Annotated in this window: 16 protein-coding genes and 1 pseudogene; 1 reads left to right on the top strand and 16 read right to left on the bottom strand. The window is 55.0% G+C overall.

Features of this window, described 5'->3' with window-relative positions:
• Positions 1–125 precede the first annotated feature (125 nt).
• From QW71_RS19070 to QW71_RS18995, 16 genes are all read right to left on the bottom strand, one after another.
• Complete coding sequence (locus tag QW71_RS19070; RefSeq protein WP_047013858.1) at positions 126–1,028, bottom strand: STM4011 family radical SAM protein; 903 nt, start codon at positions 1,026–1,028, stop codon at positions 126–128.
• The gene (locus QW71_RS19065; RefSeq protein WP_047013857.1) at positions 1,025–2,413 is read right to left on the bottom strand and encodes an STM4012 family radical SAM protein; all 1,389 of its coding nucleotides are present in this window, start codon (positions 2,411–2,413) and stop codon (positions 1,025–1,027) included. Before QW71_RS19065 ends, QW71_RS19070 begins: the two co-directional genes overlap by 4 nt.
• A gap of 31 nt (positions 2,414–2,444) precedes the next feature.
• Entirely contained in the window at positions 2,445–3,230 is a 786-nt protein-coding gene (locus tag QW71_RS19060) for an STM4013/SEN3800 family hydrolase (protein ID WP_039302026.1), read from the bottom strand.
• Positions 3,227–4,621 (bottom strand): STM4014 family protein, encoded by a 1,395-nt coding sequence (locus tag QW71_RS19055; protein WP_039302023.1) that lies wholly within the window; start codon positions 4,619–4,621, stop codon positions 3,227–3,229. The genes QW71_RS19060 and QW71_RS19055 overlap by 4 nt, the downstream gene beginning before the upstream one ends.
• A complete protein-coding gene (locus QW71_RS19050; RefSeq protein WP_039302020.1) occupies positions 4,621–5,466 on the bottom strand; it encodes an STM4015 family protein in 846 nt (281 codons plus the stop codon). The genes QW71_RS19055 and QW71_RS19050 overlap by 1 nt, the downstream gene beginning before the upstream one ends.
• A 1,788-nt stretch (positions 5,467–7,254) precedes the next feature.
• Positions 7,255–8,664 carry a nucleoside recognition domain-containing protein gene (locus QW71_RS19045; RefSeq protein ID WP_039302017.1) on the bottom strand — a complete coding sequence of 470 codons (1,410 nt, stop codon included), beginning with the start codon at positions 8,662–8,664 and terminating at the stop codon, positions 7,255–7,257.
• Positions 8,642–9,373 carry a FeoB small GTPase domain-containing protein gene (locus QW71_RS19040; RefSeq protein ID WP_039302015.1) on the bottom strand — a complete coding sequence of 244 codons (732 nt, stop codon included), beginning with the start codon at positions 9,371–9,373 and terminating at the stop codon, positions 8,642–8,644. The genes QW71_RS19045 and QW71_RS19040 overlap by 23 nt, the downstream gene beginning before the upstream one ends.
• Positions 9,370–9,624: a FeoA family protein gene (locus QW71_RS19035; protein WP_039302013.1), complete on the bottom strand. Its 255-nt coding sequence runs from the start codon at positions 9,622–9,624 to the stop codon at positions 9,370–9,372. Before QW71_RS19035 ends, QW71_RS19040 begins: the two co-directional genes overlap by 4 nt.
• 299 nt (positions 9,625–9,923) lie before the next feature.
• Positions 9,924–10,379 carry an SRPBCC domain-containing protein gene (locus QW71_RS19030; protein WP_039302010.1) on the bottom strand — a complete coding sequence of 152 codons (456 nt, stop codon included), beginning with the start codon at positions 10,377–10,379 and terminating at the stop codon, positions 9,924–9,926.
• A gap of 83 nt (positions 10,380–10,462) precedes the next feature.
• Positions 10,463–11,422, bottom strand: coding sequence for a YafY family protein (locus tag QW71_RS19025; RefSeq protein ID WP_039302007.1), 960 nt, complete (start codon positions 11,420–11,422; stop codon positions 10,463–10,465).
• 113 nt (positions 11,423–11,535) lie between these two features.
• Positions 11,536–12,633, bottom strand: a complete 1,098-nt coding sequence (locus tag QW71_RS19020) for an endospore germination permease (protein WP_039302278.1) — start codon at positions 12,631–12,633, stop codon at positions 11,536–11,538.
• Between the two features lie 9 nt (positions 12,634–12,642).
• A complete protein-coding gene (locus QW71_RS19015; protein WP_039302004.1) occupies positions 12,643–12,876 on the bottom strand; it encodes a hypothetical protein in 234 nt (77 codons plus the stop codon).
• A 12-nt stretch (positions 12,877–12,888) separates the two neighbouring features.
• Entirely contained in the window at positions 12,889–14,121 is a 1,233-nt protein-coding gene (locus tag QW71_RS19010; RefSeq protein ID WP_039302001.1) for a Ger(x)C family spore germination protein, read from the bottom strand.
• Positions 14,118–15,221 carry an endospore germination permease gene (locus QW71_RS19005; RefSeq protein WP_039301998.1) on the bottom strand — a complete coding sequence of 368 codons (1,104 nt, stop codon included), beginning with the start codon at positions 15,219–15,221 and terminating at the stop codon, positions 14,118–14,120. The genes QW71_RS19010 and QW71_RS19005 overlap by 4 nt, the downstream gene beginning before the upstream one ends.
• Entirely contained in the window at positions 15,218–16,840 is a 1,623-nt protein-coding gene (locus QW71_RS19000) for a spore germination protein (protein WP_083442623.1), read from the bottom strand. Before QW71_RS19000 ends, QW71_RS19005 begins: the two co-directional genes overlap by 4 nt.
• 187 nt (positions 16,841–17,027) lie before the next feature.
• A complete protein-coding gene (locus QW71_RS18995; protein ID WP_039301995.1) occupies positions 17,028–18,179 on the bottom strand; it encodes a phosphodiester glycosidase family protein in 1,152 nt (383 codons plus the stop codon).
• 270 nt (positions 18,180–18,449) lie between these two features.
• Here QW71_RS18995 and QW71_RS37185 point away from each other — a divergent pair.
• Positions 18,450–18,685: pseudogene (locus QW71_RS37185) on the top strand (helix-turn-helix domain-containing protein); the annotation flags it as partial.

Here is an 18,685-nt window from a genome sequence, read left to right as displayed (position 1 = left end):
CTGCGTCTGCATTCGCCCACATATAAGAGAAAGTGTGTTTGGAACTCGCCCTACCTTAGCGGTATCTATCCATCGCCGTATCAATTCTATCGAATCTGTCAACCTAACCCGCCAACCCAATCCGCTCACCGCTGAATCCCCATTTCCCTCATTTCGTCTGGGATTCTCTCTCCCGCGCCGTAAGGAATCCGCTCCAGCAATCCTGAGCCGTAAATCTGCTCCAGGCTGAGCTCCGGCATATGAATATAGCCGATGTAGCAGTCGCAGACCTTCATCCGGCAGCTGCGCTGCGCAGCAAGTCCTTCGAGACCATCGCGGTAGAGGTTACCGATGACCGCGCGGTCTTTATAGCAGCGTTTCACGAGACCTGCACCTTGCACATAGAACACGTTGCTGCCTGCATTGCAGCTTTTGCCCAGACTGTCGTAGTCAACGGCATTGATCCGGAAATAAGGATCTATCCCGCTTAGGAAGCTTACATCCTCTGGCGTATAATAATCCGGCTTGTCCTTGTAGGCGTTCACCCACAGATAGACATCCTCCGGCAGGACGGCACGCAGCGAAGCAATAGCGGGAAAAGCACCATGAACACCTACACTGCCCACGCTGAATGGAATGCCCTGCCCGTATACAGTCATACACTGCGCCAGGAACCGTTCCTCACTTACCTGACCGGGATGATAGGTCGCCCAGAAGGCGGCTTTTGCCGGATTCAGCTTTGCGGTGAAATCAAGCCGGGCCGACAAATTCGTCTGAATGGCGACTTTGTCCACATGCTCCAGATGGGATAGAGTGATTAGCGCGTCCCGGTACCAGCGGTGTGTAAGTCCTTCCCCGTAGGGATTGAAGAAAATAGACAGCCGGTGGCCTGCCGCTCCCTGCTCCGACACCCAGCGGACGAAGGCCGTAAGATGCTCGCGGTCTTTGGCGAGGGTGGCGGCGCTGTCTTTTGTTTTGCCGAAAGGGCAGTAAGGGCAGTCATAGTTGCAGGAGGAGAGGGAGCCGCGGTAGTAGAGGACCGCCTTCATGGCAGGATGAACCCTTCCATCTGCTCCCTGATCTCGCCGGAAATAAACCAGTCGCCGATGGAATCGGAGTAGCCGAGCCCATCCGGAGTCAGCCGCAGGATGCCCTCTTCATCCTTGGCGAAGCCGCTCTGTACCAGCAGGCCCAGCTCGGGATGATCTTCCCAGAGCGTAGAACCGAATCTCCGGCTGTAATCTGCCACGGTGAGACCTTCGCTATTCAGGATAGCTTTGAGAATGAAGCGCCGTTTCTGTTCTGCAAGGCTCAGTACAATCCCGTAGTCAGCAGTATCATAACGTTCGGCTGCTACATAGTCAGCGATGATGCTCTCAGTAGCTTTGCGGCTGACGCCGTAGCGGGAGGCATAATGCACATTCCGGGTATAAGAGCGGGCACCGCAGCCGAGGCCGACCATGCCTTCCTCCTGGCAGCTGTAATCGAGAATATCTTTAGCAGTTCCTGCGTTCTCCTTGGCGAACCTGCGCATCGAATATTGGCGGTAGCCATGCTCTGCCAGCAGCTGGCCTGCGGCCTGATAGCATTCATGGCGGATATCAGTCTGGCGCAGCAGATCGCCCGGCTTCACAATCGTGTGCTCACGGGTGTAGAGCGGATAGATGAAGATCTCCTCCGGCTCATGCAGCAGCGCCTGATTCAGCGAATACAGCCATGATTCCACCGTTTGACCCGGAAGCCCATAGATCAGGTCCAGATTGAGGATGGGAAAATCATATTTACCCAGCAGCTCAAGCGCCCGGTATACCACGTCCGGGTCCTGCGGCCGGTAGATGGCAGCCGACTCAGCGGCCACGAAGCTCTGAATCCCCATGCTGACCCGGTCGACGGTATGCTCCTTCAGGATCGACAGCTTCTCTTCCGTCAGCGTCTCGGGTGAGGTTTCGACGGAGATGGATGTGGCTGCAAGGTCCACGCCCATGATATCCGCAGCAATGCCGAACAGCCGGTTCAGCTGCGCGGGAGCCAGCAGGCTTGGCGTTCCGCCGCCGATGGCGAAGCGCGCATAAGGTTTGTGACTGGTAAAAGCAGCCCACTGCTTCGCCTGCCGTTCCAGCGCATCCACGTACTCGGCGTGGACATTCGCTCTTTTATCGGGCAGGGTGAACAGGTTGCAGAAGCCGCAGCGAGCGCCGCAGAAGGGAATATGCATATATAAGAAAAAACTCTCCGCAGGCTCGTTCCGCCACAGTTCCTCTAAAGAAATGGGGGCCGCGAACTCGCGGTAAGCGGTTTTGTGCGGATAGGAATAGAGATAATTGCGGTAAGGATTGGCCGTAATCTGCCCGGTCCATTCCTGAAGCTCCCCGGAGGAGAAGGGAGGTCTTTCGTCATTGCTCTTATGATGAAGGGATTGCCGGATTGACGTCATACGTTCTCCTTCCTGTTGCGGGATGGTATCGCTATAAAATAAACTCGCGGTAAGGGACATTCCATACCGTTTCATGCGCGAGCCGGTGGCCCAGATAGCCGTCTTCGCCGTAAGCTTCTCCATGATCGGAGAACGCCAGGCAGAACACCGGGTTACCGCGTTCGCGGAAGGCAGCAAACAGACGCCCCAGTTCGCCGTCGGCATAGCGGAGTGCAGCGCGCTGGCTGTCCACTGAATCACGCTTCGTACCAGGCAGGAACATATGATTCGGGCCGTGGATCGCAGAGACATTAATGAACATAAACAATCGCTGGTCCAGCGCGGTATTATTCAGTATCTTGAGCGCATGATTTACCTGATGCTCCGTTGAGCGCGGGTTCGTTACCCCGAACGTCATCCGCCAGTAGCTGTGCTGGAAATAACCGGGCAGGACACGGGCGAGGGGAACCTTTTTGCTGAAAAAGATTACGCCCCCGATACACACCGTCTGATATCCCGCCGCTGCCAGCCCGGACACCATATCCGGCGTATCGAACAGCCAGGTATGGGGATGCGTCCTCAGTCCGGTATTCCGGGAATGGAAGAGCCGCACATGCTCAGCCTTATTCGTAGTGGCCGGAGTGGGCAGGAATCCGCCGAAGAAGGCGTGATGGGCTGCATAAGTGAAGCTGCCGGGCGTATGCCGCTTTTCCCAGGAACCGCTGCCGCACAGGTTGGGACAATTGGCCTCCTCCAGAACAGCGGCATCATAGCGCAGCGTATCGAGCGTAATCATTAAGATATCGTGGGTGCCGACTACGGCATTCATATCGGTCATAGGGCCAGGTTCCTCCCGGATAGCTGTTTCATTTCCCATTCATAGGTGCTGCAGCCGTGGTATTCCACATCGTACAATAAATCGCCAAAAGGGTTCACATCCGCCGTATACGTCCGCCCGGTGCTCCCCACCAATACATCAATTCCCGCCACGGAGGAACGCGGAAAAGCAGCCAGAGACTGCTCGGCCGTATGCCGTACCTCTGCCTGCATGTCCTCCGTGAGTCCGGCTTCGGCCGGAGTCATCCGGCGGCTGCGCAGATGCAGGTTCGTAATCGGTGTGCTGCTTACCCGCGCAACCGAGTGGCAGGCCACACCGGCAACAACCAGCTGGCGGATATCGAACGATTGCCCGCCCGCGCCGGGCTTCGGAATCCACTGCTCGGCATAGGCGCCGTGGCGGTAGAGCCAGTTGATGATTCCGGTGAGGAGCGCAGAGTCCGTATAGCGCCGCAGCTTGCCGGAATTATAATACACCGGGGGACGGGTGATATAGCTCTCGACCCCGATGGTAGTGACCGCCACCTCAGCTCCCGTTGCCGGATTGAACTGATAGGCAATGACGCCGGATGCGGCTGAGCCGCTGGCCAGCTTGATGAATACGCGGTGCATCCGCTGCGAGAGCATCAGCCCGCGGAGGGAGGCGTAGTCCACAGGGGCTTGTCCGCTGCTGTCCATAAGCGGCCGGGGAATAGGAACGCCAGCCGCAGCCAGTATTTGCTGCGTCCAGCGTTTATCCGTCATGGCCGCGATCTCGCCGGGATGGTTGGTCCAACGGGCGGCGGGCAGGAGCTGCCCGGCTTCACGCTGAATCCGGGCCAGCAGCCGGCAGTAGCCGCGGAACCACTGGGACGGATGATGCAGCACGCCCGGCATATCCTTGAGCGCGCCGGCCGCCTTAAAGCTCAGCGGGCGGAGGTCCGGCTGGCCGCCGTAAGGATGCAGCGAGTCGTCTGCGTCCGGCGCATCCGGCGCACCGAGTGCGATCAGGGCGCGCTCGATTTCGAAGCTGCCGCCCGGCGACTCCAGCCGCAGCAGCGGCGGGGCCGTGTCCGGGGCAGGAGCTGGGGCCGTGTCCGGGGCAGGAGCTGCCGGCCTGGCTTGCCGGCTGGTGTCGCGGCCTTGGGCAGCCGACTCTGTTAGGTCCGGCAATCTGTCCGGTGCCGGTGAATTCACCGTTGCTTGTCCCTGCAATGCATCCAGCACCCGCATCCCATCAACCCGCTGCCCCGCCTGCTCCAGCAAATCAGCCAGCGGCTGGCCCTGCAGCAGCCCGGCGTACGGAATCAGGACCGCCGGAGGCATGCCGAGGCGGCTTCGCGCCTGCTGGATGCCTTCCGAGCGCCTGTCGCCGGGATTGCAGAACACAATCAGCGGCTCTACGGGTGGCATCACTCGGTGATCGACGGATAACGCAAGTCATCCTCGTCGTCGCTTTTCTGCTGGTCGCTGACATCGGCAGGCAGTCCGCTGTTCTTCCAGCGCTGAATCATTCCGTCAGACATATAATGATGGCTCAAGTTGAGCAGCTTTAGTCCTTTGATCTTCCCGCTGGCGAGCAGCGCCTCGGCGCCGGTATCGCTAAGGGTTCCGAGTGACAGGTCGAGCGTCTCGAGCTGATCCAGAATAGGTGCATCGGCTAAGGCTGCAGCGATTTCATCCTGGATTTCACTATTTTTGAGTCCCAGATAGGTAAGCTTGGGGAACTTTCCGGGTTCGATCAGCGGATACAGGTCTTCCAGACCGCCGTCAAAGCCGTAGTTGTCCACGCCTAGATATAATTCCAGCTTTTGCAGATTCGGCAGATTGGCGGCGGCGATATCGGCCAGGACATTTTTGCCGAGTCCGCCTGTTATAATAATCAGTTCTTCGAGCTTGTCATGCTGCAGCTGGCTCAGCCGCAAGTCCGTGCCGCCCTGCGCAGTCAATGACTGCAGCTCCGGATAAGCGGGAAGCAGCGGCGAGAGGTCAGTTTGGGTAATCCACGAAATTTCACATTCCTCATACCCCATTTCCCCGATAAAAAGCCTGCGCAGCGAAGGGAAACTTGCACTGTGCTTCACCAGCGCCTGGACGGCATCCTCCGAGCTGTTCTCGTAGGCTTGCCCCCAATCGCCAATCGTCAGACTGCTTACTCCAGCGGCTTCGGGGCTACTGCTCAATTGTTCAATCTCCGTCTCTATCCGCTTACCTTCTTCAAATGCATCGTAATCGATACTGAGCTTCACTGCTGTCATGAACATTCCCTCCCGGAAAATTATGGCTTCCAAATCACCCTAACATTAAGCAGAAGGGGAGTCAAATGGCCAAGACGGAAGGTTACGGGAGATGGATTGGCGGCAGCTGGAGCGGTAGGGTAGGAGGGACATGAGAGTAGGATGAGGGTGGCTGGAGAGTGGCTGGAGAGTAACTGAAGAGTGGTAAGAGAGTAGCTGGTGAGTAGTTCGAGAGTAGTAGGAGAGGTGCTTGTAGAGTAGCTGGAGAGTAGTAGAGAATAGGCTGGAGAGTAGCATGTGGAGTAGCTGGAGAGCAGTAGAGCAGTAGTAGGGCGGTAGCAGAGTAGGTGGAGAGCAGTAGTAGAGGTACTTGTAGAGTAGCATGAGGTGTAGCAAGAGAGTAGCTGGGGAGCAGTTGTAGAGCAGTTGTAGAGCAGTTGTAGAGCAGGAGTAGAGCAGTAGTAGAGGTGCTTGTAGAGTAGCTTAGGTGGAGAGCAGTAGTAGAGGTACTTGTAGAGTAGCATGAGGTGTAGCAAGAGAGTAGCTGGGGAGCAGTTGTAGAGCAGTTGTAGAGCAGTTGTAGAGCAGGAGTAGAGCAGTAGTAGAGGTGCTTGTAGAGTAGCTGGAGAGTAGTATGAGAATAGCTGGGGGAGTAGCATTGGAGTAGCTGGAGAGTAGTAGAGCGGTAGCAGAGTAGCTGGAGAGTAGGAGTAGAGCGATAGTAGAGGTACTTGTAGAGTAGCATGGGGAGTAGCTGAGGAGTAGCTAGAGGAGTAGCTGTAGAGTAGAGAGCAGTAGTAAAGGTGCTTGTAGAGTAGCATGAGGTGTAGCAAGAGAGTAGCTGGGGAGCAGTTGTAGAGCAGTTGTAGAGCAGTTGTAGAGTAGGAGTAGAGCAGTAGCTGTAGAGGAGGAGTAGCTAGAGGAGTAGCTGTAGAGTAGAGAGCAGTAGTAAAGGTGCTTGTAGAGTAGCATGAGGTGTAGCAAGAGAGTAGCTGGGGAGCAGTTGTAGAGCAGTTGTAGAGCAGTTGTAGAGTAGGAGTAGAGCAGTAGCTGTAGAGTAGAGCAGTAGTAAAGGTGCTTGTAGAGTAGCATGGGGAGTAGTATGAGAATAGCTGGGGTGTAGCAAGAGAGTAGCTGGAGAGTAGGAGTAGAGCAGTAGTAGAGGTACTTGTAGAGTAGCATGGGGAGTGGCTGTAGAGTGGCTTGAGAGGCTGATTTTCGCAAATTTATGGAGTTTTTGATATCTGCAGAGTAATTTTAGGCTTTTGCGTGCGCGAAATGAAGTTATGCAGCTCGTATGTAACGCTCCTCCTAAATAGTAGCCTTCCGATCGCTGATAATAAGATGAACTGATTCAAATGTTGCATAAATTACAACTTTGAGGTAGAGATACCGGGGCATTAGAGAGAATTGTTGTAGAAAATGCAAGAATTTTTACATGAATTCAATGAAAATAAGGGAAATCTTGTATTCTGTACAACAATTTTGGTTTTCGCCGCTTATCGCGATGGGATTGTTGTATTTCGTGCAAGATTTTGAAGGGAGGGAGGGGAAGGGGGCCGCTCGGCGTCCCGCTCCATCGCCCCGCCCCGACGTCCCGCTCCATCGCCCCGCCTCGTCGCCTCTCTCCATCGCCCGGCCCCGTCGCCCCGCTCTGTCACCGGCTCCCCCCGCCTCAAGCGGCAGGGAGCAGGGCCAGCGGCGTGCCACCCGCCTCGTCGCCTCTCTCCATCGCCCGGCCCCGTCGCCCCGCTCTGTCACCGGCTCCCCCCGCCTCAAGCGGCAGGGAGCAGGGCCAGCGGCGTGCCATCATACCCAGCCGAACAGCCGGGCGGCGGCTGCAACCAGGAAGGTTACCGCGATGGCGATGCCGAGCGGAATGACGGCGGAGAGCACCGCCCATTTCATGCTTTTGGTCTCCTTGTAGATGTTCACCAGCGTGGTGCCGCAAGGATAGTGCAGCAGGGAGAACAGCATCATATTCAGTGCAGTCAGCCAGGTCCAGCCGTGGCTCAGGAAGATATCCTTGATGCTGCCAAGACCTTCGATATCGACCATGGCACCCGAGGACATGTAGCCCATCAGCAGAATCGGCAGTACAATCTCATTGGCCGGCAGCCCGAGGATGAAGGCCATAATAATGAAGCCGTCCATGCCGAGCAGCTGGGCAAAAGGATCAAAGAATGCAGCCATATGGTTGAGCACGCTCTCCCCGCCGACAAACACATTGCCGAGAATCCAGGTGATGATGCCGGCCGGGGCGGCTACGACGATGGCACGGGTCAGCACATTCAGCGATTTCTCTTTGGAGGAGCGGACGATCGTCTTCCAGATCTGCGGGCGGCGGTACGGCGGAAGCTCCAGTGTGTAATGGGTAGGCACACCGCGCAGCGCTGTTCTGGACATGACCCAGGATACACTCAGAGTTACGGTAATGCCGACCAGCACTATGCCCATCAGTACCAGAGCCGTGGAGAAGGTGCGCAGCATTCCGGTTGTCGCGGCCCCGACCATGAACATGGAGGAGAGCAGGATAAGTGTGGGCCAGCGGCCGTTGCAGGGCACGAAGTTGTTGGTCAGAATAGCCAGCATCCGTTCACGGGGCGATTCAATAATGCGGGTCGAGAGAATGGCGGCAGCATTGCAGCCGAAGCCCATCGACATCGTTAAGGCCTGCTTGCCGTGGCCGCCGGATTTCTTGAACAGGCGGTCCATGTTAAAAGCTACCCGGGGCAGATACCCGAAATTCTCCAGGAGCGCAAACACCGGGAAGAAAATCATCATCGGCGGCAGCATGACACTGATGACCCATGAGGTTCCGCGGTACAATCCGAGCACAAGGACGCCGTGCAGCCAGGCCGGCGCATGAACAGCGGTGAATCCTGCAGTCAGATAGCCCTCGATCCAGCTGAAGAGGGAGGCAAGCCAGCTTGAAGGATAGTTGGCCCCGGCAATCGTAATCCAGAATACCAGGCCGAGACCGGCAAGCATGATGGGGAAGCCCCAGAGCTTGGAGGTAACGATATTATCCAGTTTATAGGTGCTGCCCAGCTTCTTCTTATCTTGGTAGGTGACTGCATCGCTGCAGATGGCGGCGGATACGCCGTAGATCCCGCTGACAATCTCATCGCGGATTCCCCCTTTATCAGCCAGCTTCTTAGCGGCCGCGAGCAGAGAATCCACCGGGTCGTGACCGTTAATGGCATGCGGTGATTCCATGGCCGACTACCTCCTCGCTTACGGGAATATTCTTGCGGCCCATGCGGGCTTTGAGCGAAGTAAGCAGGCTGTGATCACCATCCATCAGCCGCAGGGCAATCCAGCGGGCGGGGTATCTCGAACCGATGGTCTGCTCAACCATAGGAATCAGCTCGGCAATGCCTTGCTCAATGTCAGCGCTGTAGGTGATTTTCAGCGGCTCTGCCTTGAATGCACCCGTGGCCACGCGCTCGATTTGATCAAGCAGCGCTTCAATACCGATTTTGTTACGGGCAGAAATAGCGGTTACGGGAACGCCGAGCCTCTTGGAGATCCGCTTCAGATTGATATCAATTCCAAGCCGGCGGGCTTCATCAATCAGATTGATGCAGACCACGGCACGGCCGGTGATCTCCAGTACCTGCAGGGCAAGGTTAAGATTGCGTTCCAGCGAGGTAGCATCCAGGACCACTAGCGTTACATCCGGCTGTTCAAAAATAATATAGTCCCTTGCAGCCTCTTCATCGGCGGAGTTGGAGTAGAGCGAGTAGGTGCCCGGAAGATCCACAGCCAGGTACGTGTGGTTCTTGTGGGAGAACCCGCCTTCGGCGGTGACTACGGTTTTGCCTGCCCAGTTGCCGGTATGCTGGCGCATGCCGGTCAGCAGATTGAACAGCGTGCTCTTACCCGTGTTGGGATTGCCTGCAAAAGCGACCGTGTACTGGCTCATCCTTCACCGCCTCCAATTAATTGCCCGTAGATTAAAGAGCTTTCTTCCCGGCGCAGGGCAATCGTCGTATTGCTTACCCGGAATGCCGTAGGATCTCCCAGCGGGCTGCGCCGCAGCACTTCTACAGCATTGCCGACGACGAATCCCAGATCAAGCAGTCTTCTCCGCAGCACACCCTGAACTTCAATGCCGCTGATGCGCAGCGTACTGCCGTTCACAGCTTCTGACAATGGAATAACGGCTTCAGCCATAAGATCTCCTTCTTTCGTATGAAATGGAATGAATGAATATATAGCCATAAGTATGGAGTATGCATTTATATAGTGTATTGTTCACGCGGCATAGATTATTGCAGCCTGCCACAATATTAGTATATGAGAATAATTTTGTCCTTGCAACAAGAATGTTTCCCTAGGGAAAGAATAAAATAATCCCTGCTACAAAAGCGGCACGAGCCTCTTTATAGCAGGGATAGCGGAAGAGTAATAAATTAGAAGCGTCTATTCTGTGGTGATGATTGTTTGAATATAACAGAGGCTGTCTGCTGCTACTACCAGCTGCCGAAATCCAGTGTGCGGCCGGTTTCTGCCAGCGTCTTCGTATTGCTAAGAATCTGCCACCATGAACTGTTGCTGGCATCGTAGGAAGGGTCATCCGGATGCCAGTCTCCGTGTACCAGTGTCAGCCTGGTACAGCCGCCCGCCGGCTCCAGCTTCCAGGTGATGACAGACTCATAACTCTCTCTATTCGTGAGGTAAGCGGGGCCGGTCTTATGGGTATAGCGCAGCGTCTGCTGCGGAACATATTCGAGCAGAGTGCCGTAGACATGCACCGTTTCTTCCCCGGCGGCCCCCGGGCCTACATACTCCAGCTGCTCACCCACAACAAAGCTGGAGCGGATCACACTTCCGTAATAGATTTGCCGGACCTTCTCCGGGGAGACTAGAGCCTCCCATACCTCTGCAGCGGCAGCACCAATATAGAAGTCATACTTCAATTCTCTCATTCTTGTTCCTCCTGGCATGATTGGATTCGTGAACAATATACACAAGGATCACTGACAGCTGCGGTCAGTGATCCTCCAGGAGATTAAGATTCCTTATAATGTTCGGCGAGATCCGCAGCAACCCTGGACAGCTTGTGCTTGAGGGACGCGGGTTCCACAATGGCCAGCGATTTGCCGTAAGGCAACAGGAAATAAGGGACGAAGCTGTGTAAGGCAGCCTGATCCAGCAGAAACCGGGCACTTCCCGTGCTGCGCCGCTCCAGCGTATGTCCGAACAGCCAGTGACTGCACAGATCGTTCAGAGTGGCTTCTTCCGCTTCGATGACCACAGCGGTTAACTCAGAGACCTGCTCCGTTACAGGGAGCAGCCTCTGCAATAAGAAATCCCGTGCTGAGAATCCGTCAGGACGGAGGAAGGCTGCCCCTGTCCGCTGCAGTCCGGTGATCCGGTCCACCCGGAAGTTGCGGATATCCTGGCGCAGATGGCAGAAGCCGGAGAGATACCACTGGCCCTTCCACATCACCAGACCATAAGGGTCGATGCAACGGGAGGAAGCCGGGGTACCGTTCCCCTTACGGTATTCCATCTGAAGAGAGAGACCGTCCGCAGTGCAGACTTCCAGTTCTTCAAGCAGCATCGAAGGGTGCTCTCCAGGGGAGTGGAGGATCGCAAGTCCGCTCTCATGGCGTTCCATCTGCGACAGCTGGGCTTCATTGCTGTAACGCTTAAGCTTGGCAATTGCCCCGTCGAGCTCATCGACGTAAGGGTAGCCGCTCCCCCTGGCAAAAGCAGATGCCTGTACAAGTGCCCGCCGTTCTCCATCATTGAAGAATAGCGGAGCGGTGCTGAAATGCTCCGGCAGCCAAAAACCGCCGCCCGGCCCGGCATCGGCCTCTACAGGGACACCGCTGGCGCACAGCGCATCGATGTAGCGGTAGATCGAACGGACGCTCAGTTCAAGCTCGCCTGCCAGTTCGGCGGCCGTTCTTTTGCGCTGCTTCAGCATCCAGAGTATAGACAACATATAATCGGCTTTGGCCATTGGCTTGAACCTCCTAGGCAGAATGACTGATCTAACAGCCAGTTTACCTTCAACAACCCGTTTTGCCAACCTTCTGCAGCGCCGCCGGGTAATGTAGCCTGGCTGGGACCGGCTTACGAAGTGGATCGCTTAATCCCGCTGCGCACCAATATGGAAATGGCCAGCAGCAGGGGGATGGCGACCTGAAACACCGGGTCAAGCTTGAGGCTGGGGCCCAGGCCGATGGCGATATGCTGCGTGTAGTCGCGCTCCAGAAAGGAAGCTCCATAGATAACGGCGCCTACCGGAAAGACCCACCATTTGGCCGGTTTGCCGGTCAGCTCCGCAATAGCTTTTACAGAACAGAAGTAGAAGAGCATCATCTTAATCAGCAGTCCCAGAAAGAGCTGGATGGTCACCAGGATATCGAGCCGTTCCACAAACTTGAGGTTCGATAAGGTCCGGACGGTTTTGAGAAAAGGCAGCTGGCTGATTCCCGCAATCGTCGGGCCGAGGACTGCCACATTCAGCGCATTCATGAAGATCAGGAAGAGACTGATCAGGAGATAGGCGTTCACGGTATATTTTACAGGCACACCGGGCTTCTCCCATAAGGACCACAGCATCAGGAATACGATCATCTGCCCAAACGGGAACGAGACGATATCCGGCAGCGCGGCTTTGACGATAGGCATCAGTCCGCCCTCCATGACCGGAGCCAGCCGACCGAAATCAATCGATCCCATAATTCCGAGCAGCACAACAAGCACAATGTAAAAGAAGATCATCACCGGTAGCAGAACCTCCGGCAGCCGGAAAATAACCTCAGCCCCCTTCCAGATCGCATAGAGGGCAAGAAGCACAAAGACTAACATCGTTACGGCCATCGGGGTTCTTGGCAGCATGGTGATTGCTGTGAGCTCACCTAAATCACGGACATTACGCATGGACTGATAGGCGAAATAGAGGCCGTAGACACCGCCGATGAATGAGCCGGCAACCTTGCCGAAATGAAATTTCAGCATTCCTATCAGATCCGTATTCAGAGAACGGTGCTGAATCCACATCAGAAGCAGAAGCAGGATGAATCCGGCGGCTGAACCTGTACACATCGCCAGCCACGAATCCTGCTTGGCCTTGCCTCCAAGCAGGAACAGCGGCGTGCTGCCAATTTCAAACAGCATAATCATGAACGCAATTTGCAGGGAGGACACCTGTTCTTTTTTGGGCATAATCAGCATTCAGCCTCCTAACCAATAGATTATTGCCCTGCCGATAGGCTGAAAGAACGCCGTATACAAGATCCCGACACTAATGAAGGGGGTTCTTGTCATTCCGCAAATATTAATATAAGCGCAATAGACAAGAATGCAGCCCAGCCACAGGCGGTGCAGCTGGCGGCCCTTTCCGCGCAGTCTGGTGCAGCCCCATAAGAAGGCAAGAATATAGAGTATAAGAGTTATAGCTATTTTCATAGTGAAGCTCCTTTACTCTTGCTGGACAGACTTGAACGATTTATTGCTGAGGCCTGTCCGTTCAATCTGGAACGAGACATGCGGACGGATCTCAATCTCCTGAAATACGCTGTCCCAGCTTTTCTCCTTCTCTATCTGCTTCCAGCGCTTGCGGTCGCTGCGGTGAACTCTTACCGCAAAGCCTGTGACATCTGCGCCGAGCTTTTTAACCTCCGTCCAGGAGTTATTCACGAGATCGAGTACCTGCCGTTCGAGGGATGCTTCCATTTCACTGATCGCTTTACGGTCATTCAGATCCATAACGCTGCCCAGCTCCGTTAATACCCCGCTGCCCTTGATGTCTATATCCATGATGAAATGGTCTTTAGCCCAGACGGGATGTACATTAGTCCAGGAATTCTGGAGGATGAACGAGGCGTCAAGCTTGTCGCTCTTCCGGGGCTGGGAAGCGAAGGCGATGGTTGCGGTCTCGATATTGTCTGTCATAAAAGACAAGCCGAAGGCCTGTTTCTGGCTGAGCCAGCCCACAAACTTCTCGCCTTTGATTACACCCAGTCTGCCCAGCGCCAGGCGTGAAGACAGATCTGTCCGGCCGGTCTCGCTGGTCTCATCCATAATATCCGGACCCGTAAGCAGAATCTCCGGCAATACCGCACTCCCGGACTCGGAGGAAAGGGCCATCGCCAGCTCAAACAGGCGTGTACCGGGATAAAAGGACAGCAGCCGCGACTCCTGTTCAATCATGAGCTGGATACCGGCGCCCTGGTTTTTGGTCAATTGCATCAGCTGATCCAGGATATCGCCGGCTTCGCCTTTGGAGATGAACACATATACGGTTTCCCGGGCATCCTGCTTGCGCAGAAACATGTCGATCAGCTGATTGATGCCATGCTTGGCCAGACTTTCCCCGATGACCGTAATCCGCGAATGGGAGAAGAACATCTCACGCGTGCTGGTCAGATTGGTCCGCTCGATCGCCTCCATAATCGTCCGCCCCTTTACCGTGAAGGTAACGAAGGGCGGTGAGCTTGTGCTTCCTCCCCCGCTGCCGCCCATTCCGCTTGCACCGGAAGAAGGGTTGATGACCTGATAGGTAGCTTTCCACTCGTTATTATCCCAGTCATAAGCCGAACCTGAGGTAACCCCCAGCTCATTCAGTTCGCGGTCATCCCAGCAGCCGGAGAGAAGGGCGGACAGAAGCGGGAGACAGAGGATGAGGCATAGCGCTCTTCTCTGTGTATTCATGTTTCCACCCCCTTCCGCTTGGACTTCGACTTGTGGACCCGGTACAGCAGGATAGCCCCCAGCGGCACAAGCACATTGAACAGGAAAAAGACTACAAAACGTCCTTCCTTGTTGTACATGTTGAGCTTGGCCGTGCTTTGCCAGGAGAACAGGCATTCCAGCGCGATGAGCAGACCCAGAGCCCCGATGAACGGCCGGCTGCTGCCCACCCGGAACGTCTGCTTGAAGCACTCTACCGTCACAAATAGGAAGATCGCAAATTTAAGATAGATCGAGAGCACCCAATAGGAGATGAACAGAATATCCAGCTTCTCTATGAAACGCCCGATCCTTATGATGCCTACGGTAGAAAAGCCCGGATAGGTGCTGAGCTTGATGAAATCCGGACCGAACACCATCAGGGCCGAGATCAGGGAGAACATCATCAGAACGGAGACAAACAGCAGTCCGATCCACCCGATAATCCGTGCTCTCTGCGGATATTGCAGGTAGGGGGCCAGAAACAGCAGCACAGCCACTTCAGACATCCAGGTGGTCGGCGTCAAGCTGGCCAGTGTTAATTCAGCCAGGTTGTGATCGAACATCGGCAATAAATTATGCACATTCAGATCGCTGAACAAGCCGAACAGGTACAGGGGGACGAAGACGAAATAGAGCAGAATGACCAGGGTATTCACTCTGGCAATGGATTCGATCCCTTGTCTGACCATATAGATGGTGATGAACAGAATCAGGATCACCAGTACGATAACTGGTGTGTTGATCAGTACATTATCCTTGATGAAATTGACGAATTCACGCAGAATCGTTGCCGTGGTATCCAGATAGAATTGCAGCATCAGCAGACCGAGTATGGTAGAGACTACCGGAGAGCTTTTCTCCCTGACCCAGTCCAGAAAAGGAGCGCCATTGTTATTCTGAATCACAGTCCCGACAATTGCAGCAATAAGCAGCCCGGCCAAGGTGGACAAAATAATTGCCATTGGCGCATCTTGCTCTGCATAGGTGCTAATAATGATGGGCAGCACGACGGTAGCCGTCGGCAGAATCGTATTAACAACCAGCATGGCTGCCTGGGTGGTGCCGATTTTTCCATTCATGTTGGACCCTCCCCCTGAGGTTTCGGCTGTTCCGGTGCTCCTTGATTCGCTCCTTCAACAGGCTGAGGCTTCTGGTTCGGCCCTTGTCTGCGGGTTTCTTTGCCGAGATCGGTCTTGGGACGCATATTCATGCTCCATAGCGGAACGCGGATGAAGATATCCTTCAGATAACGCGGAATCATCGGCGCTACCGGAGACAGATAGGGAACGCCGAAGGAACGCAGTCCCGCCATATGAATCAGGAGCACCATCATGAAGGACATGATGCCAAACAAGCCAAGCGTTGAAGCGATGAACATCATGACAAAGCGGATTAGCCGGATGGAGTTGGCAATCGCCAGTGACGGAATCACAAAGTTCGAGATGGCCGTAAAAGAAACCACAATAACCATAGCCGCCGAGACAAGCCCGGCCTGAACGGCAGCCTGGCCCAGCACCAGCGCGCCGACGATGGAGATAGCCGGTCCGATGGTGCGCGGCATGCGCACCCCCGCTTCGCGCAGCACATCGAAGGTGAGCTCCATGAGCAGCGCTTCCGCCAGCGCGGGCAGCGGCACCCCCTCACGCTGGGCAGCGAGACTGATCAGCAGGGTGGTCGGCAGCATTTCCTGGTGAAAGGTAGTGACTGCAATATAGAGTGCGGGCAGCAGCATCGACACAAAGAAAGCCCCGTAGCGGATCAGCCGCAGAAAGGAGGAGATATCATACCGCTGGTAGTAGTCTTCACTGGACTGAAAGAAGTTGAAGAAGGTAGACGGCGCCAGCAGGGCAAAGGGGGTGCCGTCAATAATAATCCCGATTTGTCCTTCCAGAATGCCTCCGGCTACAGCATCGGGACGTTCTGTGTTCTGAATGGTAGGGAAGGGGGTCAGGCCGCCGTCCTGAATGAATTCTTCAATATAGTTGCTCTCCAGAATGGCATCCGTATTAATGGCATCAAGCCGGCGGCGGATTTCTGTCAGCACCTGTTCACTGGCGATGCCCTTCAAATAAATGATGGCGATTCCGGTCTGGGTACGCTGGCCGATTTTATATTCTTCGATCCGCAGATCGGTAGTTTTGAGCCGGCGGCGCAGCATGGAGGTGCCCGTGCGCAGACTTTCCGTGAAGCCTTCCTTCGGACCGCGGATGACACCCTGGGAGGTTGGTTCGTTAATGCTTCTCTTCTCCCAGCCGGAGGTGTCTGCGGCCAGTGCGACCTGAAGTCCTTCGAACAGAATCAGCGTATAGCCTTCAAAAAGCATAGCCAGCAGAACTTCCAGCGTTTTGCCTTCCTTGACACCCCCGACCGGCAGCATCTGATCCTTGATCATGCTGAAAGCCGCTTCGGCGGTAATCGTATCTCCTTTCAGCGTCACATTCTCCATCAATGGCTGGAGCACCGTCTGGTTGACAGAATCGGCATTCACCAGGCCGTCAATATATATGAACGTAAGGGAAAGGGAGCTCAGGGATTCATTGGTGAAGTTGCGGATGACGATATCCGAGCTGCTGCCGATCCGCTTTCCGATTTCCTGCAAATTCACCTCTAGTGAGGTGTTCAGCGGGAGCGGTGCGGGCACAGAGGTTTCCACGGGATCTTTGCCTGTCTTCCGGCCTTTCTGCTGATTCTGCGGCATCTTCGGGGGCTCCTTTCTGCTGGAATCTGGATTCTTTGGCTGTATTATCCCCCGCAGGTGGATTCCTTATTCTGCCTGATTTACGGAATCAGTGGATGAGTTCCAGGCTTGTGAACGCGAAAAAGGCATGTCTCCAACCTGTTCAGGATGGGAGACATGCCTCCATATAGATGCTTATAGCCGGATATTATTTGGTCTGGACGACCAATGCGTTGCTGATCAGGCGGCCGGGTGTGGTCAGATATTTGCCGTTATAGTAAAGGCCGCTTGAGGCTCCGCCATCCAGATTCATCGCCTGGTACGCACCTGCCTGCTTCATAATTTCCGCCAGCTGGGGGATGGTTGCCCCGCCGGAGGTCAACAGAATCAGCTTGTGGTCGCGGGTCAGACCCAGCGCGCTGCGGGAGCCTCCGCCTGTCAGTATCTTAGGGTCCTTGAAGCCCTCGGCGAGCACATTGAGGGATACCTTGCCGTTCACCAGCAGGCGCGGGCCTGCCTGCAATGCGCCTTGAATGGAGCCGGCGTTGAAGCGGTCCATGAATTCGCTGCCCGGGATCAGCTCAGCCAGAAGGTTGCTGTCATAGGCAAAGACCGTCCGCTTGTCTCCGGGGCTGTTCTTCAGCATTTTTCCGCCGCTGATAATGTAGCCGTAGGGAGCATAATAGGTGCCTTTGGTGTAGGCATCGAAGAAGGTGCCGTTGATGGCGGCTGCGGCATTGCTGCGCTTAGCAATGCTGGCGAGCGCCTCTGTCTTGCCGACAGTATTTCCGGCCAGGACGGCATCCAGCTTCACCGACGGATGCAGCAGGGAGACTGTAACGGTCTGCACGGCGAAGGAACGTCCGCCGACCTTGTATGTATGCTTGCCGCTGACTACAGCAGGCGTACCGCTCTTGATCAGGGCGCCGTTCTGCACGGGTAAGGTGGCTGTGGTCTCACCGCTCTTAAGCTTAAGCGATGCGGAATCTTTATTCCACTGGAGCTGTATGCCAAGCGTCTGGCTGACGAGAGACAATGGAATATAGGTCATGCCATTCTCGCTAAAGGGACGTTCGCCCAGGGTAACGGGCTTGCCGTTGACGGAGGCTCCGGCCGTGCCTGGAGTGAAGGTAACAGACAAATCATCACGTGTTACCCGGATCTGGCCTCCAGCAGAGCTTACAACAGACTGGATGCCGGCGAAGCCGTTCAGGAATCTTAGCGGAATGAACGAATGGTTCTCCTTATCAACATAGACGGCAAGTTTGGCTGGTGCTGCCGCAGCGGCCCGGGATTGCTGGGGAGAAAAAAGGACAGTGAGCAGACAGAAAGCGGTGAAGAGGACGGACATTCTTTTCATAGTAAACGAAATCTCCTTCAGATTGTAGCAGTATAACTGCAGTTTAGGATGAATCTGGAACGGACTCCAGAAAGAAGCACTTGAAATAATATAATATAGCGGGCTCCGTTGACCGTCAATGGAACATGCATAGAGAGAGAGGTTCGTTTATCTAAAAAAGCCGAGAATACCTCCACCCTCGATAGGGTGGGGATGAATCAGCAGTTTTCGATATCAAGACGAACATATGTGCTATAATATGGATGAGATCACTAAAAGGAGCTGTTGCACATGCTCGTGTCTGCGCAGGAGGTTTCTTCGAAACCCCTGGTTTATCAAGCCTATAAATATCGGATCTACCCCAATACAGAGCAACAGCAACTCATTCGTCAAATGTTTGGCTGCTGCCGTTTTGTGTTCAATTACTTCTTGGGAGCTTGGAATCAAAGGTATGCGGAAACGGGAAAAGGCTTGTCTTTATCACGCTTGTGCAACACAACTCCCCGGTTTAAAAGCACAATACGACT

It is taken from the genome of Paenibacillus sp. IHB B 3415, assembly GCF_000802655.2.
In the GTDB taxonomy this organism is placed as follows: domain Bacteria; phylum Bacillota; class Bacilli; order Paenibacillales; family Paenibacillaceae; genus Paenibacillus_AQ; species Paenibacillus_AQ phytohabitans.
Note: the sequence above shows the minus strand (reverse complement) of the source record. Positions and strands in the feature narration are given on the sequence as shown.